Genomic DNA, 26,253 nt, shown 5'->3' with positions numbered 1-26,253 from the left:
ACAAAAGAATTCGGATTCTTACATACCTAGAAGATCGTTCAAGTGCTATTAACTATTTCTTAAATGATCGGCATTAGTGATATTGCTTTGTAATTTCGCTTTTTTAAATTATGCTCAAAACTCATTTATTGTTGAGCTTAGAGCATGATAGACAAGGCGTTACTACTAAAAACTCGTGAGTTATCGGATCAATTAATTGCATTGCAAACTCCAATTAGGATACTCGATGCTATTAATTGGGATAAACAAACTAAAGAGGAGTTTTTTAGACAGAAATGTCAAAAAAACCCACTCATCGATCGTGCATATTATCAACAGCGCGACCTTGGTTTTGTACCTAGCGAGTTACGCCAAGCATTTTCTACTTTGCACCGTAACATTATTAACCAATTGGGACAGTTAAATCCGATTGCTCAATATATGGGAAAAATGTGCACCGAGTATAAAACGGTATTAAGTATGCTTGAGTATCGTGGAACGCCAGAGTTTCATGACTTATCAGTGGAGTTATTTGGACACCCTAAAGATTTATTCCATGCTGGTGAGCCCTCACTTTCTGAGCTAGCTAATATGCTAGATAAACCGCTGCAAAATTTACTTATAGCCGACATACTGCCTGACGACCCTAAAAATATTGATGCTGTTGATGCTGTGCGTATTTTGTCTGAGCAAGTAAATGCCAGTATGGCAGGCATAAACGTAGAGGTAATGCTTAGCGATGGTATTGTCAGTGATGCAGCCGCAGGTGCTAATAATATAAAGCTTAATCAAGATGTTAAGTTTTCTCAGCGTGAACTTGATATTTTAGAAGTTCACGAAGGGTGGATACACGTAGGTACCACTCAAAATGGTTTAGCACAGCCGTATTTAACATGTTTGAGTAAAGGCACGCCTAGCTCAACTATTACCCAAGAAGGCTTAGCAGTATTAACCGAAATTATTACTTTAAAATCGACACCAAGGCGTTTATCTAAATTAGTTAACCGTATTCAAGCGGTTACAAAGGTAATAGATGGCGCTGAATTTGTAGATATTTACCGTGACTATGTAGCGCAAGGTTTATCAAAAGATGACAGCTACACACTCGCGCAGCGTGTATTTAGAGGCAGTACGCCAACAGGCCTGCCTTTTACAAAAGATATTGCCTACATTAAAGGCTTTGTACTGGTTTATAACTTAATACGCGTGGCGATACAGCTTGGTCGAATCGATAGACTCCCTTTATTACTGGTAGGTAAAATATCGATAGATGATTTTAGATTAATATCGCAGCTTCATGATTTAGGTGTAATTGAGAGCCCGCAATTTGTGCCACCACACTTTAAAGACTTACGCGGTTTGGCAACTTGGTTGAGCTTTGGCCGCTTTATTGGCGATTTATCGTTTGAAAAGTTAGAAAACGATTATAAACCGTTATTTTTATAATTAATCAACATAGCTTACCGACTTGAATCTGCCCGACATAAAAAAAGCCCATAATGGGCTTTTAAAATAAAGTACTTTAGGTTTAGCTATCGAGCGTTAGTGCTTTCAAATATTTTGTCAGCTGAGGCTGCAACAAAACCCGTATAAAGCTCGCCGTCTGCTTTAGGGTAACGAATAGCAAACTCATAAAAACAGCTAGGGATGCTCATATCACCGTCACTAAAGGTAACAGAGTATTCATCAGCAAGTGTTGACGATTGCTCTAGTAACACCTCTGGTGAGCCTTTAACTTCGCCGCCTGACGTATTAAGCGAAAAGCCGGCGTCTTTTAGGGCTTGGTTAACATCATGAATATTATCAAACTTAGCAAGCGTATTAATATTTACGGTAAAGTGATTGGCGCGGTAACCCCACGCCGACATCCACGCTGCATATTCGCTTTCAGCTAGCAGTTGTTTGTAAGTATAGGTGCTTACTTGCCAATGCGTGCCTGAATACAAAAAGTTATCAGCAGTAACAGCACTTTCATCAATTTTATCAACCATGTCGGTTACGATGGCTTGTAACTCAGGCGAGCATTTTTCGACTAATAACTCAGAGATAAACACTTTTGGCTGATTAGGATCGCTATGCTCGTAGTGCTTTGCGTAGAGTTTTTTAGCTTCAAAGTGGTATTCACCACATTCTTTGTAACCAATCGCTAAAAAGTGAGCCGCGAGTTTTTCAAGGCCGACCTTTTCAATATCAAATGTACGCAGTGCAATATGATCGTTAATAATGTCATCTTTTTGCGTTGACCCTAAAAGGTCATGAATTTTGTCTGCCGATGGTGTTACGTTTAAGTAGTTTTTCCAAAGGCTCTCAAATAATGTGTTTACATCAGTATGCATGTTAAATCCTTAAATCTAAAATTTTGGTTTTATTGCTTATTCAATTACCAAGCCTGGCGCTAGGGTTTGCGGTAAGCTCACTTTGTCTGACTCAACAGATGCTACAGGGTATGCACAATAATCAGCGGCGTAATAGGCACTTGCTCTGTGATTACCACTGGCGCCAATACCGCCAAATGGAGCTGCACTTGAGGCACCCGTAATAGGGCGGTTCCAGTTAACAATACCTGCACGGATGCGCTTTAAAAAGTGAGTGTAATCATCTTCACTGTCGCTAAGTAAACCTGCAGATAAACCAAAGCTTGTGTTATTGGCTTCAATGATTGCGCTGTCAAAGTCGTTGTAACGATACACTTTAATAAGCGGTCCAAAATGTTCTTCATCTGGCATGTCGGTAATGTTTGTTACATCAATAATACCCGGGCTTACAAAACCGGTGCCTGATTTTAATTGCTTAAGTTCAACAAGGATTTGCGCGCCTTTTGACACTAATTCACTTTGCGCAGCGACCATGCCTAATGCTGCTTTTTCGCTTATCATTGCACCCATAAAAGGCTGCTCTGTAGCAAAACTGTCGTCTACAACTATGTTTTTAGTCGCGCTTATTAGCTTTTCTAAAATAGCATCGCCATTGAGCGATTTTTCAATAAATAAGCGGCGTGCACACGTACAGCGCTGGCCTGAGGTAATAAAGCCTGATTGAATAATATCGTGCACAGCAGCGCTTACATCACTCACGTCTTTTACAATAAGAGGATTATTACCGCCCATTTCAAGTGCTAAAATTTTGCCAGGGTGTCCTGCAAACTGCTTATGTAGTAAGTGACCTGTGTTTGAGCTACCAGTAAAAAACAATCCATCTATGTCTTGATGAGAGGCAAGTGCTTTACCTGTTTCAATTTCACCTTGCACAAGGTTAATAACACCTGCTGGTAAGCCCGCTTTTAGCCAAAGTGAGAGGGTGAATTCTGCAACGTGCGGCGTAAGCTCTGATGGCTTAAATACCACGGTGTTGCCTGCTAAAATTGCAGGTACAATATGCCCGTTTGGTAAATGCCCCGGAAAGTTGTACGGGCCAAAAATAGCAACAACGCCATGCGGTTTGTGTCTAATAAACGCTTTAGCACCAGGCATTGGGTTTTCGGTTGTACCTGTACGCTCATGGTATGCTTTTACAGATATAGCTACTTTACCTGTCATTGCGCCCACTTCGGTACGGGTTTCCCATAATGGCTTGCCAGTTTCGCGTGCAATAATGCTAGCAAATTCTTCGCTGTGTTCTTTTAATTGTGCCGCGAAGTTCTCAAGAATAGCTATACGTTCTTCAAGTGGTTTGTCGGCCCATTGTAATTGCGCGGCTCTGGCTGCTTTTATAGCTGAATCTACTTGATCAGTGTTTGCGCCATTACCTTGCCAAACCACATCACCATTACTTGGATTGATTGACTCAAATACTGGGCCAAGGCCTTTATGCCATTGGTTATTAATTAGGTGTGTATTCATAAATAATTTACAGGCGGAAGAATCGCGCTGCATCTCCTTGGCTTAAATTAAGCGCCTTAGCCACATCTTGGCTAATGACGAGGGTATGTTTTGCATGATTGTAATGTGCGTCTTTGGTAAAGGTTGCTCTAAAGCCACTTACGCCTTGATTACATACAGCCAACGTATCTGAGCTATTTTGTGATATGTGATCAAGCTCACCAATTGTTATAGGGCAAACTTGAGAGTCGCGAATACTGCGAATATTACCAAGTTTTGCTTCAACCGTTGGGCCTGCGTCAAATAAGTCAACGTAGCCTCTGTGCTCAAAACCTTCTTTTTCTAATAATTTTAGCGCAGGTTTTGTTTTTTCATGCACATGCCCAATCACTGCTTGGGCTTTCTTGCTAAGCAAGTTCACATAAATAGGGTATTTAGGCATTAACTCGCTAATAAATACCTTATCGCCTAAGCCAACTAAGTGATCTGCTTCTGGAAATTCGATACTAAAAAAGTGCTCTTGCAGCCATTGCCAAAAAGGTGAGTGCCCATCTTCGTCGCTCACGCCGCGCATTTCTGCAATAACAGTATCGGCAAAACGCTCGCTATGCTGCGCCATAAACAAAAAGCGTGAACGCGATAAAAATCGACCCGTTAGCCCTTTGCGGCTATTTTCGCGCAAAAACAATGTGCATATTTCAGAGCAACCAGTGTAGTCGTTACACATGCTTAAAATATCAACGGTGTTATATACATTTAAAGTAGGCGAATGATGTACGGTTTTGCCTAAATGATAATGATACAAAGGTACCGACAAGCCCACTGCGGCTTCTATCGCGGTTGTGCCAACAACTTCACCTGTTTCACTGTCTTCTAAAACAAATAAATAGCTTTCATCGAGTGGCTGGTTAATGTTTTTGGCAAAGCTTTTTTCAGCACGTTCAATTTTTTCTTTAAGCTGTGCATCATCAACAGGTAAAGAGGTAAATCCATGGCCTGATTCAATCGCTATTTGTTTAAGCGCGTCAAAATCATTGGCAGTAATAGGACGTAATACTTGCATTTATTGCTTGCTCCAATAGCACGCCTGTAGGCGTGCTAACTTAAACTATATTAACCGTTGACTACATCGCTAACGGCTTTTTCAAAGCGCGCTAAGCCTTCTTTAATATCTTCAAACGGGATAACTAAAGATGGCGTAAAGCGAATTACATTCATGCCAGCTACAAGGTTCATTAAACCATTATTAGCACTTGCTACTAAGAAGTCGCGTGCACGGCCTTCAAATTTGTCATTTAGTACTGCGCCAATTAATAAGCCTTTACCGCGTACTTCACTAAACACGTTGTATTTTTCGTTAATTGCATTTAATCCGTCACGGAATAACTGTTCGCGCTCTTTAACACCATTTAGTACATCAGGTGTATTTACTGTATCAAATGCCGCTTCGGCTACGGCACAAGCAAGTGGGTTACCACCGTAAGTAGAACCGTGCGTACCAATTTTTAAATGCTCAGCAATATGTGTGCGAGTGATCATAGCGCCAATTGGAAAACCGCCACCTAATGCTTTTGCAGTTGTTAAAATATCAGGTACAACTCTTAAGCCTTCGTAAGCGTATAAATCGCCTGTGCGGCCAACACCTGTTTGTACTTCATCAAAAATAAGTAGCGCGTTATGTTTAGTACAAAGTTCACGTACTTTTTTAGCAAATTCATCTGTTGGTGAAATAATACCGCCTTCACCTTGCAACGGTTCCATCATAACTGCACATGTTTTATCGCTGATCAGCGCTTCAAATGCAGCAATGTCGTTAAAGTCACAATGTTCTATGTCAGCAGGTTTTGGACCAAAGCCATCTGAGTAAGCAGCCTGTCCGCCAACGGTTACGGTAAAGAAAGTACGACCGTGAAAGCCTTTATTAAATGCAATTATTTGCGATTTTTCAGCGCCGTACACATCAAGTGCAAAACGACGGGCTAGTTTAAGCGCCGCTTCGTTTGCTTCTGCACCTGAGTTTGCAAAGTAAACTTTGTCAGCAAATGTTGCTTCAACCATTTTTTGAGCCAAACGAAGCGCTGGCTCATTAGTCATTACATTTGATAAGTGCCAAATTTTTTCGCCTTGTTCTTTTAATGCTTTAACAAGCGCCGGGTGACAATGACCCAAACAGTTAACGGCAATACCACCTGCAAAATCAATAAACTCGTTGTTATTTTGATCCCACACACGAGAGCCTTCGCCACGAACAGGAATAATAGCTGAAGGGTTATAGTTTGGTACCATTACGTCGTTAAATAAGTCTCTTGTTACTTGCATTTTGTACACCTAAATTGAATGGGCTTAGATAAAAGGTTAGTTGCTAACTCAAAGAAGAATATAGCCTTTATTCTTCAGCAAACACGTTATTATTTCTTGTAGGGGTCATTATCGAAGGTTAACAGTTAAATTTGCAGTGCTATTTTGTGAAAAATGATTAAAATAAAAGTCAAAATAACGAAGAAAATAACCATTATGATAACTCTACAAGACGAGAAACTACTTTCTGTACTAAAAACAAACGCTAGAGCCAGTATTTCTGACCTTGCTCGCATGCTCGATTTATCTCGTTCCACAGTACAAAGCCGTATGCTCAAATTAGAAGAAAGCGGTGTGATTAAAGGGTATAGCGTTGATTATGGGGATGACTATTTAAGTAAAATGGTATCAGCTCATGTGTCTATTAAGGTTAAGCAAAAATTAACGACAAAAACGAACATAGAGCTTAAGCAAATAGATGCAATTTCTCAGCTCTATGCCATAAGTGGTGAGTTTGATTTAATTGCTGTGGTACAAGCGCAAAATCTAGAGCAGCTTAGTCATTTGCTAGACGATATAGGTAATCTTGATGGAGTAGAGCGCACTACATCGTCTGTTATTTTAGAGACCAAATTTAAGCGATGAGCCAAAGTACTTATAATTCCAATACAGCAAGTTATTTTGTTGCTGTATTGGTGGTTGTAGGTGTTGTTTTTGCTCTTTTAATCACTTCTTTGGTTGCTTCATCTAATTTAATAAAATAAGCATTACCGCCAATACCTTTAAACTCTTCATCTGTAAATACAATCGTGTTGTCATCAAAAAAGGTGACGGCTTCTTTTTGAGTAACAATCCCCAAGTCTATTTTTGATACATCACCAGAGAAAAACTTATCCCCTTTAAAGTTTTCAAATAACCAAAGGCTGGTTGAATCAAGTAACACTAACTTTTTACGATCGGGACTGAGCGCTGCAGAGGTTATCCAGCATAGTTTTTCAAGCGTGGTACACGTTTTAAAAGAGTCAACTAACTCAGCATCAAAATTTGCTGCATGATCCCCCACTTTATACACTTTAGTAATGCCATCGAAAGGTTCTGTACGATTTTTAGTAAATAAATATAAATGACGACCGAGTGCTACAAATGCTTCTAAATCAAAATTACGATTATTAGGTTTTATTGGAGTTCCATCCATTTCAGGATAGGTAAATTTGATTATTTCGGCTTGAGTAGTGTCACCTTTAATATCAATAGGGTTTTCTATTTTATAAATAGTGAGCCATCGACGATCGTTTTTGTTATTACCAAAGTCACCTAAAAAAAAGTGCCCAAATTTGTTTTGAGTCATGTCTTCCCAGTCTATATTTTTAGCATTCTCGACTAAGATTTCTTTGGCGATAGAACCGTCTTGATTGAGGCGGTAAAGCTTAGGTTCATTGCCTCCATCGTTAATAGCCCATAAACGTTTGTGCTTATCAAATTCAATACCTGATATTTCTTTTAATTTAGGATCTACTGAGATTTCTTTTTTACTATAAAGGGTATAGATTGAAGAACCAACAAGTGTGGCTATTATTAAAAATATGATGGCTATAGTTATAAAAATGCTTTTTTTCAACATGAAAATTATGATATTTCAGAGTATTAAGATGCTGTGTATTATCGCTTATGAAAGTACATAACAAAAGAATTTTATAAATTTAGGCAATACTTTTGGATTATTTAACGTTAAATTCGGTTAAATAAATAAAATGTGATGCCTACCTAGTTGGTTCAAAAATTGCTCTGTACTAGTGAGCTTTTTAAAATAGATTGTTTGTATACTAACCGCACTTTTTAAGTGCAGAAAAAATGAATTGTTGCACTGTAATAATGCGTAAATAAAGTTTTGGTTAACTTGTAACGTGTTTAATGATTTTGAATGGAATCCACATCGCCTTTTTGTTTAGTTGTATGGCCTGTGGCAAAGATTAAGTACCCTTTTTGGTTTAGTTGGAGCCTGCTATGTTGAATAAACGTTTTTTTAAAACAAAAGATGAAGCTGAAGTAACCTTTGAGTTTTCTCATCCTGAGGCAGAAGAAGTTTGCTTATTAGGTGAATTTAATGATTGGCAACCTGTGCCAATGAAGCTTAATAAAAAACAAGGTGTGTTTAAATTTAAACAACGCTTACCTATCGATCAACAATTTCACTTTCGTTATCTAATTAATGGCGACATTTGGGATAACGACCACCAAGCTGATGGCTACATTAGCAATACATTCGGCACAGAAAACAGCATAGTAAATACTCAACGCACTAATTAAGGCGATTCAATGGATGCTCTTTCGCAGTTGTTTTACCTGCATGGTATTGGCTTTGAATTCACTAAGTATACAGGTGAGCAGGTGTTTTTTAGCGAAGATACGCGTAAACGTGCTTTGCAATGTTGTGGTGTTGATACAAATAACGAAGCGCAAGTAGCTCAACTAACTTATGATTTAGATGCATCGCTTTGGCTAGATTTAGTGCCCAGTGTGAGTTTAGTTGATCAAAATACGTGTTTGTTAAAGCTTCGTATAGACGAACGCCAGCAAAATTTAGCCGCTAACATTAATATCCCTTCTCTTGGGATGAATATAGCGGTTGAGAACCTCTATAACTTGGCGGTTACAGGTGAGTATTACTTACATGGCGTTCGCTACATTGAGCTGGCACTGCCTATAGACACTATGCCAATCGGCTATTATGACGCTAATGTTCAGGTAGGTGAGCAGCAGGCTATTACACAAATTTGGTGTGTGCCTGAGCAAGTTTATCAAGTTGAAGATGCAAAGCGCACTGGATTATCTATTCAGCTTTATACGTTAAAAAATAAAGCGAATTTAGGTATTGGCGACTTTGATGATTTACTAACGCTTACAAAATTATGTAGCTCGCAAAATATGGATTACATATTACTTAATCCATTGCATTTGTTATTTGCAGATATGCCGGGGCGCGCAAGCCCTTATAGTCCTAATAGTCGTGCTTTATTAAACCCTCTCTATATATCAATAGCGTTGTGCGAAGACGCACAAAACAATGCTGAGCTTAATACCCTGATGCAACGAGATGATGTAATCGCGTTATTGCAAAGCAACGATCAGTTTATAAATTACGAAAATGTAAGCCGTATAAAGTATGCGTTATTTGAAGCGCTTTATAATCAGTTTGAATTAACGGCAAGTGATGAGCGTCGCCAAGCGTTTACTGATTTTTGTAATACTCATTCAACTACGTTAAATACCCTCGAATCAGATAACTTAACATTTGATTATTACCTGCAGTGGCAAGCGCATACGCAATTGGCACTGTGTCAACAAAGTTGTGCAGAGCGAGGTATGGCTATCGGGTTAATAAACGACTTAGCCGTTGGCTGTGCGGGTGATGGAGCCGAATTTAAAAATCAAAAAACACTGTTTAGCCAAGGTGCAAGTGTAGGTGCTCCACCAGATCCATGGGCCGAAGCTGGCCAAAACTGGGGGCTTCCGGCACTAAATCCTCAAAGCTTAAGCAATAACCACTACCAGTTTTATCGCTCACTTATTCGCGCAAACATGCAAAGTGTAGGCGGACTTAGAATTGACCACGTTATGGCGATTAGACGCCTATGGTGGTGCTTTGAAAACAATGGCGAACAAGATGGCTGTTATGTTTACTACCCGTTTGAGTACTTACTCGCGGTTTTAAAAATTGAATCGCATATTAATCAGAGTATCGTAATTGGGGAAGATCTAGGCGTTGTACCGCCAGAGGTAAGGCAGGCTTTGGCATCTAGCGGTATCTTTTCTAACAGCTTATTTTATTTTGAAAAACAACACAGTGGTGAATTTTTATCGGTAAATGAGCTAGCAACACATTGCTTGTTAATGATAGCCAATCATGATGTACCGCCATTTACAGGTTGGTGGCAGCATGCTGATTTAAATATTAAGCAACAATACAAGCTTATTACTGATGATGAATACGCGCAATTAAAGCAACAACGAATAGAAGAGCAACATAGGATACTACGATTTATTAATCGCCATACCAATACAACCGAGCTTTTATTACATAGTCATTCAGTCGAAGTATATAACGCACTCGCATTATGTTTAGCGGGTTCTCAATCGCGTTTATTTGCAATACAAATAGATGATTTAGATGAGCAGCAGTATCCGGTAAATATCCCTGGGACAGATAAAGAGTATCCTAATTGGCGACGTGTATTAACGCATACCAGTGAAGAAATTTTTACTAAAAATGGCTCACTTTTAGCTGCTATCGATTCAATAAGGAAAGGTTAAATGAGCAGTACAATTAACAAAAAATCGTCAGTACAGGACAGCTCAGAACTTGCTAATTCAGTACAAGACAGCTCAGTACAGGAAAATAATTACGATGCACAAGTAAATGCATTAAGTACAGGGCGTTTTAAAGACCCATTTAGCTTTTTAGGGGCACATGAAACAAGCGCAGGTATTGAGATTCGCTTTTTCTTACCAACTGCATTAAACGTAAGCGTTACATTAAATAATAAAAATATTGAAGCACAGCGCTATCAACAAAGTGACTTATTTATAGTCAAAGTTGATGCGCTGCCCACTGCGCCTTATCAATGCATTGCTCAGTACACAAATAGCAGCGTTACCTTTTATGATGAATACAGCTTTGAAAGCACTCTTGATGCACAGGCAATGTATTTATTTAATGAAGGCAGCCTCGAACATGCTTACTCTCATTTTGGTGCACATTTTAGTACTCAACAAAACGTAGAAGGTGTGCGCTTTTGTGTATGGGCACCCAATGCGGCAAGTGTCTCTATTATTGGTGAGTTTAATTTTTGGCAAGCTAATCGCCACTTTATGCGTTTTCATCCGGCAAGTGGTGTATGGGAGTTATTTGTACCGGGTCTTAAAGCCGACATGTGCTACAAATTTGCAATTACCGCCCAAAGTGGAGAAGTACTCGAAAAAGCCGACCCCTATGCATTTAAAATGCAACAAGCACCGGGTACTGCAAGTGTACTGCAGTATAAACCAGAACCTATAACACTTGGCGAGCAGGCACTTCAAAACAGACAAAAGCGTAATCATATTGATGCGCCAATTAGTATTTATGAAGTGCATTTAGGCTCATGGCAACGCGCTGAAAACAACCGCTATTTAAGTTACGCAGAGCTTGCTGACAAACTGGTTAGCTACGCCCTTGAAATGAATTTTACTCACCTGCAACTTATGCCAATAAGTGAATACCCGTTTGATGGTTCGTGGGGGTATCAGCCTGTTGGTTTATTTGCTCCTACTAGCCGTTTTGGCGACTACAACAGCTTTAAATACTTTGTAGAGCAGTGCCACAAAGCTAATTTAGGTATTTTACTTGATTGGGTACCTGGGCATTTTCCTAGTGATCCGCATGGCTTGCACCGATTTGATGGCACACATTTATATGAACATGCCGATAAGCGCCAAGGTTTTCATCCTGATTGGAATACCTACATTTATAATTACGACCGCCCTGAAGTTAAAAGCTTTTTAATTTCAAATGCTATGTACTGGTTACATCAATTTGGTTTAGATGGTCTGCGGGTAGATGCCGTAGCCTCTATGTTGTATTTAGATTACAGCCGAAAAGAAGGTGAGTGGATCCCTAATTGCTACGGCGGGCGCGAAAACTTAGGTGCAATAGAGTGCTTAAAACAAGTCAATATGCGCAGCTATAAAAACAACCCGGGCATTATGATGGTGGCTGAGGAGTCAACAGCATGGCCAGGCGTTACCCAAAGTGTTGAGCACAACGGTTTAGGCTTTGGCTATAAGTGGAATATGGGCTGGATGAACGATAGTTTGCATTACATGCAGCACGACCCGCTTTATCGTCAGCATCATCATCACGAAATGACTTTTTCGATGGTATATGCCTTTAGTGAAAACTATATATTGCCATTAAGTCACGATGAAGTAGTACACGGAAAAGGCTCGTTAATTGAAAAAATGCCAGGCGATGATTGGCAGAAATTTGCAAACTTACGCGCTTACTACGCATTTATGTGGGCACATCCGGGTAAAAAGCTCTTATTTATGGGCGGCGAAATTGCACAGCGAAAAGAGTGGGGGCACGATCATTCTATCGATTGGCATTTACTTGAGCACCAAAGCCATAACGGGGTAAAGCAAACCGTAAAAGCGCTCAATACCGTTTATAAAAACCAACCCGCGTTGTATGAGTTAGATTCGAGTGCGGCAGGTTTTACCTGGATAGATAACAATAACAATCAGCAGAGCATTTTAAGCTTTGTTCGCTATGCTAAAAACGCAAAAGACTTTGTGGTTGTTATTGCTAACTTTACCCCCGCGTCATATGAAAACTACGTTATTGGCGTACCAAGTAAAGGGCGTTACAAGGTTATTTTAAATACTGACGATACTCAGTTTTTTGGCTCTGGCGTTGAAGTAACTAAAGATTCATCGCAGATAGTTAATGCTATCGATGAGTCAAACCATGGCTTTAAACACAGTATTTCAATTGCCATTGGTGGCTTAACCACTGTTTACTTACAAAAGGTTGATGATGAGTAACCAATTTGATGTAGCCCCTGGTAATGTAGAGCCGTTAGGTTCTAGTGTTATTAATAACGGGGTTAACTTTGCGCTTTACGCACCAGGTGCAAGCCAAGCTTATGTGTGTTTGTTTGACAAAAGTGGCCATTCAGAAATCCTAAAAATGGCGATGAATATCAACGAAGGTGGCATTTGGAGTATTCATATTTCGCCATTAAGCGCAGGCGCACTTTATGGCTTTAGAGTTGAGGGTGAATATAACCCTAAAAATGGTCAATTATTTAACGAAAATAAGCTACTTATAGACCCGTACGCAAAAGACTTGTTTGGTGAGTTTACTTGGAGCGAACGCCATTACGGGCAAATGCCAATTGGCACTAAAAGCACCGTAAATAATGCCATTGATATACCTAAATCAAAAGTAGCGGCTCCTACTTTGTATGCGCATAAAAAGCCAAACCACCGTTGGTCAAACACGGTTATTTACGAGTGTCATGTTAAGGGCACAACGTGTCGTCATCCTAAAATACCTAAATCTCTTCAAGGAAAGTTTTTAGGGTTAAGCCACCCAAGCTTTATTGAGCACTTACAAAGCTTTGGCGTTACAGCAGTTGAGCTTTTACCTGTTCATTCATTTATTAGTGAGCAATTTTTAACTGCAAAAGGGCTGCAAAACTATTGGGGTTATAACACGCTTAACTTTTTTACCCCTCATAAAGACTATTTGGTAAACGACGATATAAACGAGTTTAAGCAAATGGTGCGTGAGCTTCATGCAGCCGACATAGAAGTGATTTTAGATGTTGTTTATAACCATACAGCAGAGGCGGGGGCCGATGGCCCTATATTATCGCTAAGAGGCTTTGATAACTTAGCGTATTACCGCACAGTAGAAGGGCAGCCTGATGTATATATAAACGATACTGGCTGTGGAAATACCATAAATATTGACCATCCTAAAACCCTGCAATTGGTACTCGACAGCCTTCGTTATTGGGTTGAGGTAATGGGGGTTGATGGTTTTAGATTTGATTTAGCGACCATTTTAGGGCGCTCGAAAGCAGGCTTTAGCTCTGCACATACTTTTTTACAAGTGGTAGCTCAAGACCCAGTGCTAAACAAGGTTAAGCTAATAAGTGAGCCTTGGGATATAGGCCCTGGTGGCTATCAGTTGGGTGCATTTCCGCCGCCATGGCGAGAATGGAACGATCAATACCGCGATGTAATTAGGCGTTTTTGGCAAAGTGAAACAGGCATTATTGCAAGCGTTGCAAAACGTTTGCATGGATCGTTTGATATTTTTGAGCACAGCCAGCGTGGACCACTCAATAGTATTAACTTTATAACGAGTCATGATGGTTTCACGCTTGCTGATTTAGTGAGTTATGAGGAAAAACATAACGAGGCTAATGGTGAACAAAATCGAGATGGGCACAGTGCAAATCATTCGTTTAACTGCGGAGTTGAAGGCTTTACCAGTGACTCAAAAATAAACGCGCTGCGCTTACAACAACAAAAAAACTTTTTACTTACTTTGATACTCTCAAAAGGTGTACCCATGATTGCCGCTGGCAGTGAAATGGCGCACTCGCAAGGGGGTAATAACAATGCCTATTGCCAAAATAATCGTACGAGTTGGCTTGCCTGGAAAGATTCTCAGCTTAATCATTCGCTAACACGATTTATTGATGACGCGTTAAAAATTAGACGCGCACACAGTGCGTTTAAACACAGTGTATTTTTAGATGATATAGACGAGCGTTTTACCGTTAAATGGTTTACCGAACAAGGTAAAACCATGACCGACGCGCATTGGCATGAAGATAGCAGGCAGTTTTTAATGTATAGCTTACTTGATAAGCAAAATAATCATGCATTACTGATGGTATTTAATGCCAGTAAAAAAACAGTTTTTTGCCAAATGCCGCCTTCGCCTATTAATGCACCGTGGCAAATGGTTTTATCAAGTGTAAATAATGCATCTGTGAATAGTAATGAAGATGCGATGGTTGAAATTACAGCACAAAGCAGCTGGGTTTTTAGTGCCAATTTAGAGGATGTAAGTCATGGCTAAACAAAGTGATCAAGTATGTGTAGTAAAGGGCTGGCAAGAAGGTCCTGTTATAGATGAAAGTACGCTTAAAGATGACTTAACACGGCATTTTTATTATACCCTCGGCCGCGATAAAGTTGGCGAGTCGCAGCATTATTTATATCACGCATTAGCGCTTACTATTCGCGACAGACTTGTTGCGCGTTGTAGAGAAACAAACCAGCAAATTAAGCAAAATAAACGCCGTAAAACAGCCTATTTATCGCTTGAGTTTTTAATGGGGCGTGCACTTGGTAATGCCGTTTTAAATTTAGATTTAGACGAGCAAGTAAGCTCAGCGCTACAAGAATACTGTACAACAATAGAAACAATTGAAGATGCCGAACACGACGCAGGCTTAGGTAATGGTGGTCTGGGGCGTCTTGCGGCTTGTTTTTTAGATAGCTGTGCTAGTTTGGCATTACCGGTAATTGGTTATGGCCTTCGTTACGAATACGGCATGTTTAACCAATCAATTAAAGATGGCAATCAAATTGAGCAACCAGATAATTGGCTACGCGAAGGGCACCCGTGGGAGCTAAGCGCACCAGAGCACGCTAAACGTGTTAAATTTGGTGGCTACGTGCAAAGTTATACAGACAAATTTGGCCGAGAGCATCGCCAGTGGATGAGCTCACAAGATGTATTAGCAGTCCCTTACGATGTCCCCGTCCCGGGTTATAAAAACAATATTGTAAATACGCTACGCTTATGGAAATCAGAAGCGACGGATGAATTTAACTTAACCGAATTTAATGCCGGTAGTTACTCAGAAGCCGTTGCACAAAAAAACCTAGCTGAACAAATCACCATGGTGCTGTATCCAAACGACAGCAGCGAAAATGGTAAGGAGCTTAGGTTGCGCCAACAATACTTTTTATCATCTGCGAGTATTCAAGATGTAGTAGATCAATGGGTTTCTCAACATGGCGAGAGTTTTAGTGACTTTGCTGATTTTCATGTTTTTCAGTTAAACGACACGCACCCAAGTATTGCTGTTGCAGAGCTGATGCGTATTTTAATTGATGATTACGAACTTGATTGGAACGATGCTTGGCAAATTACCACTAAAACAATGGCCTACACAAACCATACGCTACTTCCTGAAGCGCTTGAAAAGTGGTCTGTTTCGTTGTTTTCAAAACTATTGCCACGTATTTTAGAAATAGTTTACGAGATAAACGCACGCTTTTTAGCACAAGTTGCACAGCAATGGCCGGGTGATGTTAATAAACAGCGTGCCTTATCTTTAATTGAAGAGGGTGACGAGCCGAAAATTCGTATGGCTTATTTAGCTATTGTAGGTAGTTACTCTGTAAATGGCGTAGCGGCACTGCATACTGAACTGTTAAAAGCGGGCTTATTTAAAGAGTTTTACGCGCTGTGGCCAGATAAATTTAATAACAAAACCAATGGTGTTACACCAAGACGCTGGCTTGCGCATTGTAATCCTATTTTAAGTGAATTAATCAGCGAAAAAATTGGTCATGGCTGGGTTAAAGACTTTTCAGCTATTAGTGACCTACGCCGCTTTTTTGATGACAAAGCATTTCATGGGCAATGGCAAAATGCTAAACGCGAAAACAAACAGCGTTTAGTTGATTTGGTTAAGACTCGCTGCGATGTTGATTTTGACGTATCGATGATGTTTGACGTACAGGTAAAACGTATTCACGAATATAAACGTCAGCTATTAAACATACTTCATGTGATTCATTTATACGACCGCATTCGCCGTGGTGATACTCAAGGGCTTGTTCCTCGTTGTGTTTTATTAGGTGGTAAGGCAGCGCCTGGTTATTACATGGCTAAAAAAATCATTAAGCTTATTAATAACGTGGCAGAGGTTATAAATAAAGACCCGTTAGCAGCCCCGTATTTACGCGTCGCCTTTTTACCTAATTACAACGTAACCGCTATGGAAGTGATTTGTCCTGCAACCGATTTATCAGAGCAAGTATCTACCGCAGGTAAAGAAGCATCTGGTACTGGCAACATGAAGTTTATGATGAATGGTGCATTGACGATAGGCACGCTAGATGGTGCTAACATTGAAATTAGAGACGCTGTTGGTGCAGATAACTTCTTTTTGTTTGGCGCACAAGCGCATCAAATTGATGATATTAAATCGCGTTACAACCCTGAGCACTTAATCGCACAAAATAGTGATTTAAATAATGTAATGCAACTACTCGAAAGCGGTCATTTTAATTTGTTTGAACCGTGCTTATTTGACGATATAACCAATGCAATTAAAAGCCCGCACGATCCATGGCTTGTAGCTCACGATTTTGAGAGTTACGTAGCTGCTCAAAAAGAAGTAGATAAAGCGTACGCAGATCAAACCTACTGGACACAAATGAGTATTTTAAATACGGCAGCCAGTGGAATGTTTTCAAGTGATAGAACCATAAGCCAATACAGTGAAGACATTTGGCATTTAGAACCCCTCAATATTAGTGAAACAGACTTAACGACAACTAAAAGCCATGCCACTAACAGCCTAGACTAAATGGAGAGAGTATTATGCCTAATTATGCAAATCGCTACATAAGTAGCTTAACCCGAGAAACTTACGCGTTAATACTGGCAGGGGGTCGCGGCTCTCGTCTGCATGAGCTAACCGACTGGCGAGCAAAGCCCGCAGTTTACTTTGGTGGTAAGCATCGAATTATCGATTTTCCACTATCAAACTGTATTAACTCGGGTGTGAGACGCGTTGGTATTGCCACACAATATAAGTCGCATTCACTCATTCGCCATGTAAACCGGGCGTGGGGGCACTTTAAAAAAGAGCTGGGTGAGTCGGTTGAAATACTCCCGGCATCTCAGCGCCAAGGTGATGATTGGTACTGTGGAACCGCAGATGCTGTTTTTCAAAATATAGATATTATTCGTCATGAGCTTCCTAAATATGTAATGATTTTATCAGGAGATCATGTGTATCGCATGGACTATGGTGCTTTACTGGCTGAACACGTGCAAAAAGGCGCTGATATGACCGTATGTTGTATTGAAGTGCCCGTAGAGGAAGCCGCAGATACGTTTGGTGTAATGACCGTTGATGAGCAAAGCAGAGTGTGTCGTTTTGATGAAAAACCAGCAATGCCGAGCTCCGTACCGGGCAAGCCAGGTACCTGTTTAGCATCAATGGGGAATTACATTTTTAATACTGAATTTTTGTTTGAGCAACTTAAAAAAGATTCTGAAAATGAAGGCTCAGGCCGCGACTTTGGCCACGATATTATTCCGGCGATTATAGAAGAGCATAATGTATTTGCTTTTCCGTTTAGAGATCCAGACCAAGAAGGACAACCTTATTGGCGCGATGTAGGTACGCTAGACTCGTTTTGGGAAGCTAACATGGAGCTGGTAATGCCAGAGCCACAACTTGATTTATACGACCCAACGTGGCCAATATGGACTTATCAAGAGCAACTACCGCCCGCTAAATTTATTTTTGATGACGATGACAGACGCGGTATGGCATTAGACTCTACTGTGTCGGGTGGGTGTATTATTTCGGGCTCTGCAGTAAGAAAATCTTTATTGTTTTCTAATGTGCATGTTCGTTCATTTTGTACCATTGAGCAGTCTGTTATTTTACCTGGCGCCATTATTAATCGAGGCTGTAAAATTAAGCGTGCGATAATAGACAGAAGCTGTGAAATACCTGCAGGTCTTGAAATCGGTTTTGACAAAAAAACAGATGAAGAAAACGGCTTTAGGGTATCTAAAAAAGGCATCGTTCTTGTTACCCGTGATATGCTCACTGAGCTTGCAAAAAAGTTAGAGCGCCAGGCGTGTGAGAATAAAAAGCTAGCGTAACAATAAGTTAAGTAAGCACGACAACAAAGCTTGCTCATTTATGAGCAAGCCCACACAGATTTAAAGGAAGTAGTAAATTAATGCATGTATTAATGGTTGCAGCAGAAAATGACGCGTTACCAGGCGCTAAAGTAGGTGGTGTTGCAGATGTAGTGCGCGATGCCCCTAAAGCACTCGTCAAAAAAGGTATAACGGTTGATGTTGTTATTCCTGACTATGGGTTTGAGCCGCTTGAGCGTATTTATATAGGTGAAGTAACCGTTGCATTTAATGCTCAACCGCATGTATTAACACTTTTCAAAATAGAGCAACCACAAAGTAATGTAAGCCAAATTGTTATTAGCCACCCGCTATTTAGTGAATCAGGCAGTGTATATTGCAATGATGCACCGGGGAGGCCTTTTGCAACCGATGCCACAAAATTTGCTTTATTTAACGCAGCTGTTTGTGAAGCGTTATTACAAGGTGTATTAAAGCGCCCAACAGCGCTACATTTACATGACTGGCACAGCGCCTGCGTTGCCGTTTTACTTAAGTTTGAGCCTCGTTATAGCTCACTTAATACCTTACATATTGCCTACACGGTGCATAATATTGCACTGCAAGGGATAAGACCTTTTAAACACGACGACTCAAGCTTAGAGGCGTGGTTTCCGTCACTTAGTTATAATGGCCAACAAATATGCGACCCGCGTTATCCGCATTGCTTTAACCCTATGCGCAGTGCAATTAATCTATGCGATAAAGTACATGTTGTATCGCCAACCTACAGCCAAGAGGTACTTGAACCTAGCAATTACGAGCATGGTTTTTTTGGTGGTGAAGGGCTTGAGCAAGATCTTCAAAATGCAGCAAGCCAAGGTAAGCTTGTAGGTATTTTAAATGGCTGTGAATACCCAAGTAACACTTTAGAAGAGGCTACAATCGCTGATTTTTATAGCCAAGCAGAAAACACATTGTTTGGTTGGATGGCAAATAGCGAGCAGTTACAAAGCGGCTATTATATTGCCCATCAACGACTACAACAATTTAAAGCTACGGCTAATGATGGGCCACTAGTCACAAGCGTTGGCCGACTTACAGAGCAAAAGGTTTTGTTATTGTGCCAGCAGGTTAATGAGGCTTTAGCTATTGATAAAGTGTGCCAAGTAATTAATGAATATAACGGCAGGCTTATTATTTTAGGCTCGGGTGACAAAGAACTCGAGAGCATATTTACAAAAGCAATGGCGCGAAATTCAAATCTATTATTTTTGAAAGGTTATGGTCAAGGTGTTGGCGATTTAATGTATCAACTAGGTGACTTGTTTTTAATGCCAAGCTCGTTTGAACCTTGTGGTATTAGCCAAATGCTGGCAATGCGTGCGGGGCAACCGTGTTTAGTTCACAGTGTAGGCGGATTAAAAGACACGGTAAAGCATCATGAAAATGGATTTAGTTTTAATGGCGATACGTTGGCAACGCAAACGAGTAATTTAATTAGCTGTTTAGACGAAACTCTCTTAATTAAAAAGCAGAATCCTAAAAAGTGGCATAAAATAAAGCACAGCGCAGAGCAAATGCGTTTTTCGTGGCCACAAGTGGCAGCTGATTATATAACAACCTTATATAGGTAAATCGTTACTGTATTTCAAAGTTTAGTGACAATTGTGCCTGCTTAGGGTTTAATTACTTAGTATTATATAAAAACTAAGAAGTAGGTAATGTGTCTGTATTTGTTGCAAGGCAAGCAATATTCAATAGAAGTAAAAAAGTAGTAGCCTATGAGCTACTTTTTCGTGATAGTCCTAAAAATTATTTTCCTGATATTGCCGAAGGCCAAGCAACAGCAAGGCTTATTATGGAAAATCAACTTAACTTAGGCACACGTCATATTACATCAGGTAAAAAGGCGCTCATTAATATAGGGCCAGAATCTTTAAAACTCGATTTATGTGCTTTTTTACCATGCCAAGACGTTGTAATTGAGTTACTCGAAACCATCGAACCCAACGACGATAACTATGAACTATGCCGAGGTTTATTTCATAGTAACTACAAACTTGCACTCGATGACTTTGTATATAAACCACAATGGGATCGTTTCTTAAAGCTTGTTAAACTCATTAAGTTTGATATTGCAATTACACCTCTTAGCGAAATACAGCCCATAATTAATAAGTTACAATCGCATAAACAAATAAAAATACTAGCCGAAAAAATAGAAACCCAAGACGATTACAAGCTCGCCTTTGATATGGGGTTTGATTATTTTCAAGGCTATTTTTTTGCAAAACCCACCATGATCAAACAAAATGACATCGACTATAACTATGGTTTAGTCGTCGCTATTTACGCCGAAATAATGAAAAACAGTCCAGATATAAAAGCTATATCTGGACTGTTTGAGCTTGATGCTGCGCTTGCATATAAATTGCTGCGTTTAATAAACAGCGGTGTGTTTCCTATACAAAGCGAAATATCATCGCTCAAGCAAGCGCTTGTGTATTTAGGGCATGAACGCCTTAAAAAGTTTGTGAGCCTTATTGTTACTGCTCATACAGCGGGTAAAAAGCCTGCAGAGTTAATGCAAGTGTGTATTGTACGTGCTCGTTTTTGTGAGTTGTTAGCAAAAAATGTTGATAAAAGCCAGTCAGGCGAAGCATTTTTAACTGGGCTATTCTCGTTACTGGATGCAATACTTGATCAACCCATGAGCTTACTTGTTGAAAAACTCCCTTTTCCTGATGAAATAAAAACGGCATTATTAGGGGATAAAAACACACTGTATTATATTTTAAATGTTGTTAAAGCATACGAAACAGGGAGCTGGTGGGCACTTGAGCAAGCCGTACTTTTGCTAAATATAGATAGTGCTATACTACCTCCACTTTACCAGCAGTCAGTCGATTGGGCTGACAGTTACAAGAACAATATTTAACGGATAACAGCTTTAATGCGCAATTATAATATGGACTTTATTCGCGGCATTGCCGTGCTTGGCCTAGTTTACATGAATGCTTACGCCTTTGGCCTTTTTGAATACGGATATACCCCTTTAGCTAATCCTCCTGTTAGCGACTCAATTATTCACACCTTTAGCAGCGTGTTTGTAGATGGGCGTTTTAGAACGCTGTTTAGTTTGCTTTTTGGCGCCGGGCTTTACATTCAATGGCAACGTTATAAGTCTGAGGTGCAATTAAAAAGTAGGCTTTATTGGTTAATACTCTTTGGTTTAGCGCATGGTTTTTTACTTTGGGCAGGTGATATTTTATTTGTTTACGGTGTATCTGGCTGGTTTGTTATTAAATATTTAGAGAGTAATAGCAACGTACTTTTAAAAAGAGGGCTTGAATTTATTCTGTTATCGGGTGTAGCTACCGTGCTTGTTATATCTAGCGCACCCGATGAAGTAATTTACCGCGATTCAGCACAGTTTATAGATTTATATAACCCGCACTATATTGATTACTTTATTAGTAACCTCGCTATGAACATGTTAATGCTGATTATAGTGCCAATAATGACAATGTGGATGTGCGTGGGTCTTATGCTCATTGGTATTTATTTATATAAACAAGACGTTTTTAGTAAAGGCTTAACGACTCAGCAATTAATAATTTGCGTTGCAATGACCATTATTTTTTGTGGTGTTAGGCTTTATGCATCACAGCTTAGTGGCAGTTTAGGGTATGGGGTGCAAGAGTTTGTAAATATGTTTGCGGCGCTAGGTATGGCTACGCTGTATATTCATTTAATTGTTAAGTTTTGCAATAACAGGGCACATGTCGGCACGCTTATTCAACAAGCAGGGCGCTTAGCATTTACTTTATATATTAGCCAAACACTCATGCAATTATTGTTATATAAAGTGCTATTTACGCACTGGGTACTCAGTTTTGATCGTATTGATTACTGGTTAGTAGCAACGGGTTTAGTTGTGCTGCAGCTCATATTTACCTTTATATACAGCCGCTATTTTAATCAAGGTCCGCTTGAATATGTATGGCGTAAATTAACGAAAGCAAAAATTAGTGCTTAAACGTCTATAAATAGTAAATTAGGGGCGAAAAAATAGTGTGGGTGGTTTACACTACTCGCCTTAAAAATTACTACGCTATAAGTGCCATGACCGAATTAAAACGTTTAAATAAATTTATTAGTGAAACAGGATTTTGTTCACGCCGCGAAGCCGATAAATATATTGAGCAAGGGCGTGTCAGCGTTAATGGCTACTTACCAGAAATGGGCGTAAAAGTAGCCGCTACCGATGTTGTATTAATTGATGGTAAACCGCTTAAAGCGACGCCGAAGCGCGTTTATATTGCTTACAATAAACCCGTTGGCATAACGTGTACTACCGAAAGTAAAATTCAAAGTAACATTATACGAGCGGTAAATTATCCTACACGTATATTCCCAATAGGGCGCTTAGATAGACCGTCTGAAGGGCTTATATTTTTAACTAACGAAGGCGACATCGTTAATAAAATTTTGCGTGCGGGTAATAATCACGAAAAAGAATACGTTGTTACGGTAGATAAACCGCTTAATCGTCAGTTTGTTACAAAAATGGCGAATGGCGTGCCTATTTTAGATACCGTCACTAAAGAATGTAAAGTAACGCAAAGTGGCCCTAAAGAATTTAAAATAGTACTTACCCAAGGTTTGAACCGTCAAATACGCCGTATGTGTGAGTATTTAGGCTACGAAGTGGTAACCTTAAAACGTACGCGCATAATGAACGTAACACTTAAAGGTTTAAAAGTAGGGCAGTGGCGTCATTTATCAGATATTGAAATGGCGCAAATAAACGACTCAATTTCTGATTCTGGTAAAACCCAAGAGCACTCGCTTGATACTAATAAACAATCAGAAAATAATACACCTTTAGCGCCTAAAAAACGCGATTTTCAGGGCGAAAACCCACGCCGATTTAACAACGGCGATCTAAATGCTGAGCGCAGTACTGAACGCAATAAAAATCGTAACTCTCAACGTACTAATGCTAGCGACGAACGCAAAAATGAGCGCAGTAACGCGCCTTATCAAAAGCGTTCTACTACATATGTGGGTAAGCCAAAAAGCATTAAAGAAAACAAATCGTCTAATGCTAAACCAGACGCAAAACCAAGCTCGGATCGTATACTCAGCTTAAAAAAATAATGTGCAGCTAAGTGGTAATACTCACTACCACTGTATTTCTTGTACTATATTGCCCAGTGGGCTTTTAACGCCCACTAAATTTACGTTGTTATTTTGCAAATTCACCAGCTTACTCTTATCTAAATACCATCTAAAACTGTGTTTCCTGTAGCTTTTTAAGTCAAGCACAGTCAGCTTTGAGCAACTGTATTCATAATCAGTTGGGCAAGTGGCTACTTCAAGTAATTGATATTCTTGCTGCCATATATTATCGCTGTATTTATTGGCCAGTAACTTTACTGAAGTGCATACCGACGTCCACAACCATATGTAAATTAAAATAGGTAAACCGATTGGTATAAATACTGAGCGGAACTTCCCGTGTTCAACAATATAATCTTTAACAGTATGTTTAAATTCAAAGTTATTATTATATTTTTTATATAAGTGCCTAAATAAAATTACTGACAATACTATCGTCATTATAGGAAATAGCGTAAATGTTAAAGTGTCGTATATACCGTTGGGGATAAAAGCGGGATCGGTTTGTTCATCCCATGTAAGCAAAAACAGTGGGGGAGCCGTTGTTAAAAATAACAGAGCGCTATTGAATAGTTGTTTAAAGGTCACCGGTTATCCGCTCATAAAGTATTGCTTTGTATAAAGCCTCAATTAGCGCTTAATGTTTAACTCTTAAATGCTAAAGCCAATATAAAATAAGAGTATACCTAAATAAATCGCAATCGCCGATAATGAATTTTTAGAGCGCAGGCGCTTAACTAAGTCTCTTGTGCCATCAATCATGCCGGAAACTACCAGCAATAAGCCCCCTGTAAATCGATAGTTGTTTAAGTTTACGTTACCATTTTCGTCGGTTATAAAACGTAAATAGCCACAGAGTATAAAAATACTGCCTGCTATAAGTATTATTAACTTAAATTTTTCCAATGCTATACCTTTATACTAAATACAAAAAATGCCATAACCGGATAGGTTATGGCATTTAACTATAAGGTATCTATAGAGCAAGCTGCAATAATATTTACTTAACCTGAGCTTTGGTTAAAAGGTTATGCACTTCAGACTTGAATCTGCCATCTATTAAAACAGCAGATATCTAGCGTTCAGATTACTTAGCAAACCCACCTAGAGGTTTAAGCAAGAGTGGCGATAGAGCTGCGTGTTTATCTGTAAGCTCTTTTGGTAAATCGCCTAAATGCACCATACGTGTTGGTGTTGCTGCAGCAATCCAACGCTCTGCATGGTCATCCCAGTTTTGAATGTGGATATGCGACGCTTCTAAGTCTCTAAAACGCTCATAAACCATAATGTCGCCATCATCAGACATATAATATTGGTAGTTTAGTGTACCTGGCTCTGTTTTTGCGCGCTCTACTTGTGAGTTCATTACTTCACGGAAGGCGTCTAATTGGCCTGGATTTAGCTTAGCTTCAACAATCCAGCCAAAGTTATTAAATGTTGTATCGCCGTCTTTTTCAATTTGACTTGTTTGCTCTTCTTCGCGAGAAAAACCACCAAAGGGTTTAAGCCATAATGGGCTTAGAGCAGCATGGCGTTTACGAACATCATCAGGTAGGTCACCTAAATGCATCATGCGTGTTGGAGCCGCAGCTGCCATCCAGCGCTCTGCGTGGTCATCCCAATTTTCAATATGCTCGTGTGAAGAGTTTGCATCAGCAAAGCGCTCATAAACTAAAATATCACCCGCATCAGACATATAGTACTGATAATTTTTAGTGCCTACTTCTTTAAGAGCACGATTAACTTGCGAATTCATTACCGCTTTAAAGTTTTCAAGTTCACCAGCGTTAAGCTTTGCTTCTTGTATCTCTCATTGATAAATGATTAGCTATCATTTATCACATCGAAGTCAGTGAGCTTGCCTGTGCGTCTAGTATTTAATACTGCTCCGTAGATAAGGCCCTGACTTTCTATTCTCAGAAACTGAATGGTATCCAAGCACACTTTTTTTAAGTAGATGCTGTATGTACAAGGGGAGTAAGTAGAGATGATGTTTATCGGCATTGATATTAGTAAAGAGAAGATTGATTTATCGTGGTTGAGAGACCAGCTTACAAACAAAATTAAAACAAAAGTCTTTAAAAACAAGCGTCAAGACTTTTTAGCAATAGAAAAATGGCTTTTAAATACAACTAAAAGCGCTGCTAATGAGCTCGTTATCACCCTCGAACCAACGGGTGTTTATCATGAAGCACTGATGTATTTTTTATACGAGCAAGGCTTTAATATTATTTTAGCGAATCCCGGTAAAGCTAAAAAGTATGCTGACGCTTTAAACATAATTCATAAAACAGACAAATCTGATGCAACGATGCTTGCCCATTACGGCTGTGCTAAGCATGCAGTCGTTAATTATTGGCAGCCTGATGCATTAGAAGTTAGAGAGCTTAAAGCCCTTATCCGTCGTTTAGATGCGCTTGAGAGTAACCGGCAACGAGAAGCGAACCGATTAGAAGCAAGTGAATTCAGCAACGTTTCTGCGCGTGTTTGCCAATCTATAAAAGTGAC

At 39.7% G+C, this 26,253-nt stretch carries 21 protein-coding genes; 13 read left to right on the top strand and 8 right to left on the bottom strand.

Going from position 1 to position 26,253, the window contains the following annotated elements:
• Nucleotides 1-144 precede the first annotated feature (144 nt).
• A complete protein-coding gene (locus I6F53_RS17755) occupies nucleotides 145-1,425 on the top strand; it encodes a flavohemoglobin expression-modulating QEGLA motif protein (RefSeq protein ID WP_008169642.1) in 1,281 nt (426 codons plus the stop codon).
• 86 nt (nucleotides 1,426-1,511) lie between these two features.
• Here the strand turns inward: I6F53_RS17755 and I6F53_RS17750 are convergent, their stop codons facing one another.
• Genes I6F53_RS17750 through I6F53_RS17735 form a run of 4 tightly spaced genes read right to left on the bottom strand, consistent with a single transcriptional unit; the run spans nucleotide 1,512 to nucleotide 6,116 of the window.
• A complete protein-coding gene (locus tag I6F53_RS17750) occupies nucleotides 1,512-2,315 on the bottom strand; it encodes a DUF1338 domain-containing protein (RefSeq protein ID WP_197240563.1) in 804 nt (267 codons plus the stop codon).
• Between the two features lie 36 nt (nucleotides 2,316-2,351).
• Entirely contained in the window at nucleotides 2,352-3,818 is a 1,467-nt protein-coding gene (astD, locus tag I6F53_RS17745) for a succinylglutamate-semialdehyde dehydrogenase (RefSeq protein ID WP_197240561.1), read from the bottom strand.
• Between the two features lie 7 nt (nucleotides 3,819-3,825).
• Nucleotides 3,826-4,860 (bottom strand): arginine N-succinyltransferase, encoded by a 1,035-nt coding sequence (gene astA, locus I6F53_RS17740; protein WP_165741139.1) that lies wholly within the window; start codon nucleotides 4,858-4,860, stop codon nucleotides 3,826-3,828.
• Nucleotides 4,861-4,910: 50 nt separating this feature from the next.
• Complete coding sequence (locus I6F53_RS17735) at nucleotides 4,911-6,116, bottom strand: aspartate aminotransferase family protein (protein WP_197240560.1); 1,206 nt, start codon at nucleotides 6,114-6,116, stop codon at nucleotides 4,911-4,913.
• 195 nt (nucleotides 6,117-6,311) lie between these two features.
• Between I6F53_RS17735 and I6F53_RS17730 the strand changes: the two genes are divergently transcribed.
• Nucleotides 6,312-6,740, top strand: coding sequence for an Lrp/AsnC family transcriptional regulator (locus I6F53_RS17730; protein WP_166421216.1), 429 nt, complete (start codon nucleotides 6,312-6,314; stop codon nucleotides 6,738-6,740).
• Nucleotides 6,741-6,771: 31 nt separating this feature from the next.
• Here the strand turns inward: I6F53_RS17730 and I6F53_RS17725 are convergent, their stop codons facing one another.
• Complete coding sequence (locus I6F53_RS17725; protein ID WP_166421217.1) at nucleotides 6,772-7,716, bottom strand: hypothetical protein; 945 nt, start codon at nucleotides 7,714-7,716, stop codon at nucleotides 6,772-6,774.
• A 383-nt stretch (nucleotides 7,717-8,099) separates the two neighbouring features.
• On the opposite strand from I6F53_RS17725, the gene I6F53_RS17720 reads away from it, so the two are divergent.
• From I6F53_RS17720 to rluF, 10 genes are all read left to right on the top strand, one after another.
• Complete coding sequence (locus I6F53_RS17720) at nucleotides 8,100-8,402, top strand: isoamylase early set domain-containing protein (protein ID WP_197240558.1); 303 nt, start codon at nucleotides 8,100-8,102, stop codon at nucleotides 8,400-8,402.
• Nucleotides 8,403-8,411: 9 nt separating this feature from the next.
• Complete coding sequence (gene malQ / locus I6F53_RS17715; protein WP_197240557.1) at nucleotides 8,412-10,406, top strand: 4-alpha-glucanotransferase; 1,995 nt, start codon at nucleotides 8,412-8,414, stop codon at nucleotides 10,404-10,406.
• Nucleotides 10,407-12,677, top strand: a complete 2,271-nt coding sequence (gene glgB, locus I6F53_RS17710; RefSeq protein WP_197240555.1) for a 1,4-alpha-glucan branching protein GlgB — start codon at nucleotides 10,407-10,409, stop codon at nucleotides 12,675-12,677.
• Nucleotides 12,670-14,733, top strand: coding sequence for a glycogen debranching protein GlgX (gene glgX / locus I6F53_RS17705; RefSeq protein WP_197240554.1), 2,064 nt, complete (start codon nucleotides 12,670-12,672; stop codon nucleotides 14,731-14,733). Before glgB ends, glgX begins: the two co-directional genes overlap by 8 nt.
• Nucleotides 14,726-17,263, top strand: a complete 2,538-nt coding sequence (locus I6F53_RS17700) for a glycogen/starch/alpha-glucan phosphorylase (protein WP_197240552.1) — start codon at nucleotides 14,726-14,728, stop codon at nucleotides 17,261-17,263. Before glgX ends, I6F53_RS17700 begins: the two co-directional genes overlap by 8 nt.
• Before the next feature lie 14 nt (nucleotides 17,264-17,277).
• Nucleotides 17,278-18,579 carry a glucose-1-phosphate adenylyltransferase gene (glgC, locus tag I6F53_RS17695; protein ID WP_197240551.1) on the top strand — a complete coding sequence of 434 codons (1,302 nt, stop codon included), beginning with the start codon at nucleotides 17,278-17,280 and terminating at the stop codon, nucleotides 18,577-18,579.
• 80 nt (nucleotides 18,580-18,659) lie between these two features.
• Nucleotides 18,660-20,195, top strand: coding sequence for a glycogen synthase (locus I6F53_RS17690; RefSeq protein WP_197240549.1), 1,536 nt, complete (start codon nucleotides 18,660-18,662; stop codon nucleotides 20,193-20,195).
• A gap of 89 nt (nucleotides 20,196-20,284) precedes the next feature.
• Nucleotides 20,285-21,499, top strand: a complete 1,215-nt coding sequence (locus I6F53_RS17685) for an EAL and HDOD domain-containing protein (protein WP_197118937.1) — start codon at nucleotides 20,285-20,287, stop codon at nucleotides 21,497-21,499.
• A 30-nt stretch (nucleotides 21,500-21,529) separates the two neighbouring features.
• Nucleotides 21,530-22,600, top strand: a complete 1,071-nt coding sequence (locus I6F53_RS17680; protein ID WP_197181423.1) for a DUF418 domain-containing protein — start codon at nucleotides 21,530-21,532, stop codon at nucleotides 22,598-22,600.
• Between the two features lie 86 nt (nucleotides 22,601-22,686).
• Entirely contained in the window at nucleotides 22,687-23,724 is a 1,038-nt protein-coding gene (rluF, locus tag I6F53_RS17675; RefSeq protein ID WP_166421225.1) for a 23S rRNA pseudouridine(2604) synthase RluF, read from the top strand.
• Nucleotides 23,725-23,748: 24 nt separating this feature from the next.
• On the opposite strand, the gene I6F53_RS17670 is transcribed toward rluF, so the two are convergent.
• The 3 genes from I6F53_RS17670 to I6F53_RS17660 all read right to left on the bottom strand — a co-directional run bounded on the left by I6F53_RS17670 (nucleotide 23,749) and on the right by I6F53_RS17660 (nucleotide 25,501).
• Nucleotides 23,749-24,333, bottom strand: coding sequence for a hypothetical protein (locus tag I6F53_RS17670; RefSeq protein ID WP_197240544.1), 585 nt, complete (start codon nucleotides 24,331-24,333; stop codon nucleotides 23,749-23,751).
• Nucleotides 24,334-24,396: 63 nt separating this feature from the next.
• Nucleotides 24,397-24,651 (bottom strand): MetJ regulator of methionine regulon, encoded by a 255-nt coding sequence (locus I6F53_RS17665; protein WP_166421227.1) that lies wholly within the window; start codon nucleotides 24,649-24,651, stop codon nucleotides 24,397-24,399.
• A 181-nt stretch (nucleotides 24,652-24,832) separates the two neighbouring features.
• The gene (locus I6F53_RS17660; RefSeq protein WP_231615122.1) at nucleotides 24,833-25,501 is read right to left on the bottom strand and encodes a putative quinol monooxygenase; all 669 of its coding nucleotides are present in this window, start codon (nucleotides 25,499-25,501) and stop codon (nucleotides 24,833-24,835) included.
• Between the two features lie 231 nt (nucleotides 25,502-25,732).
• On the opposite strand from I6F53_RS17660, the gene I6F53_RS17655 reads away from it, so the two are divergent.
• Nucleotides 25,733-26,253 (top strand): IS110 family transposase (locus I6F53_RS17655; protein WP_197240543.1); only part of this gene is annotated, 521 nt, incomplete at its 3' end.

The sequence above is a fragment of the Pseudoalteromonas sp. SWN29 genome, assembly GCF_015864465.1.
Taxonomy (GTDB): domain Bacteria; phylum Pseudomonadota; class Gammaproteobacteria; order Enterobacterales; family Alteromonadaceae; genus Pseudoalteromonas.
This window is presented reverse-complemented; position numbering and strand designations above follow the sequence as displayed.

Excerpts from the sequence above, each read along its gene's own strand:
- I6F53_RS17755 (WP_008169642.1), top strand. The coding sequence starts at position 145 with ATGATAGACAAGGCGTTACTACTAAAAACTCGTGAGTTATCGGATCAA.
- I6F53_RS17750 (WP_197240563.1), bottom strand. The coding sequence starts at position 2,315 with ATGCATACTGATGTAAACACATTATTTGAGAGCCTTTGGAAAAACTAC.
- astD (WP_197240561.1), bottom strand. The coding sequence starts at position 3,818 with ATGAATACACACCTAATTAATAACCAATGGCATAAAGGCCTTGGCCCA.
- astA (WP_165741139.1), bottom strand. The coding sequence starts at position 4,860 with ATGCAAGTATTACGTCCTATTACTGCCAATGATTTTGACGCGCTTAAA.
- I6F53_RS17735 (WP_197240560.1), bottom strand. The coding sequence starts at position 6,116 with ATGCAAGTAACAAGAGACTTATTTAACGACGTAATGGTACCAAACTAT.
- I6F53_RS17730 (WP_166421216.1), top strand. The coding sequence starts at position 6,312 with ATGATAACTCTACAAGACGAGAAACTACTTTCTGTACTAAAAACAAAC.
- I6F53_RS17725 (WP_166421217.1), bottom strand. The coding sequence starts at position 7,716 with ATGTTGAAAAAAAGCATTTTTATAACTATAGCCATCATATTTTTAATA.
- I6F53_RS17720 (WP_197240558.1), top strand. The coding sequence starts at position 8,100 with ATGTTGAATAAACGTTTTTTTAAAACAAAAGATGAAGCTGAAGTAACC.
- malQ (WP_197240557.1), top strand. The coding sequence starts at position 8,412 with ATGGATGCTCTTTCGCAGTTGTTTTACCTGCATGGTATTGGCTTTGAA.
- glgB (WP_197240555.1), top strand. The coding sequence starts at position 10,407 with ATGAGCAGTACAATTAACAAAAAATCGTCAGTACAGGACAGCTCAGAA.
- glgX (WP_197240554.1), top strand. The coding sequence starts at position 12,670 with ATGAGTAACCAATTTGATGTAGCCCCTGGTAATGTAGAGCCGTTAGGT.
- I6F53_RS17700 (WP_197240552.1), top strand. The coding sequence starts at position 14,726 with ATGGCTAAACAAAGTGATCAAGTATGTGTAGTAAAGGGCTGGCAAGAA.
- glgC (WP_197240551.1), top strand. The coding sequence starts at position 17,278 with ATGCCTAATTATGCAAATCGCTACATAAGTAGCTTAACCCGAGAAACT.
- I6F53_RS17690 (WP_197240549.1), top strand. The coding sequence starts at position 18,660 with ATGCATGTATTAATGGTTGCAGCAGAAAATGACGCGTTACCAGGCGCT.
- I6F53_RS17680 (WP_197181423.1), top strand. The coding sequence starts at position 21,530 with ATGGACTTTATTCGCGGCATTGCCGTGCTTGGCCTAGTTTACATGAAT.
- rluF (WP_166421225.1), top strand. The coding sequence starts at position 22,687 with ATGACCGAATTAAAACGTTTAAATAAATTTATTAGTGAAACAGGATTT.
- I6F53_RS17660 (WP_231615122.1), bottom strand. The coding sequence starts at position 25,501 with ATGAATTCGCAAGTTAATCGTGCTCTTAAAGAAGTAGGCACTAAAAAT.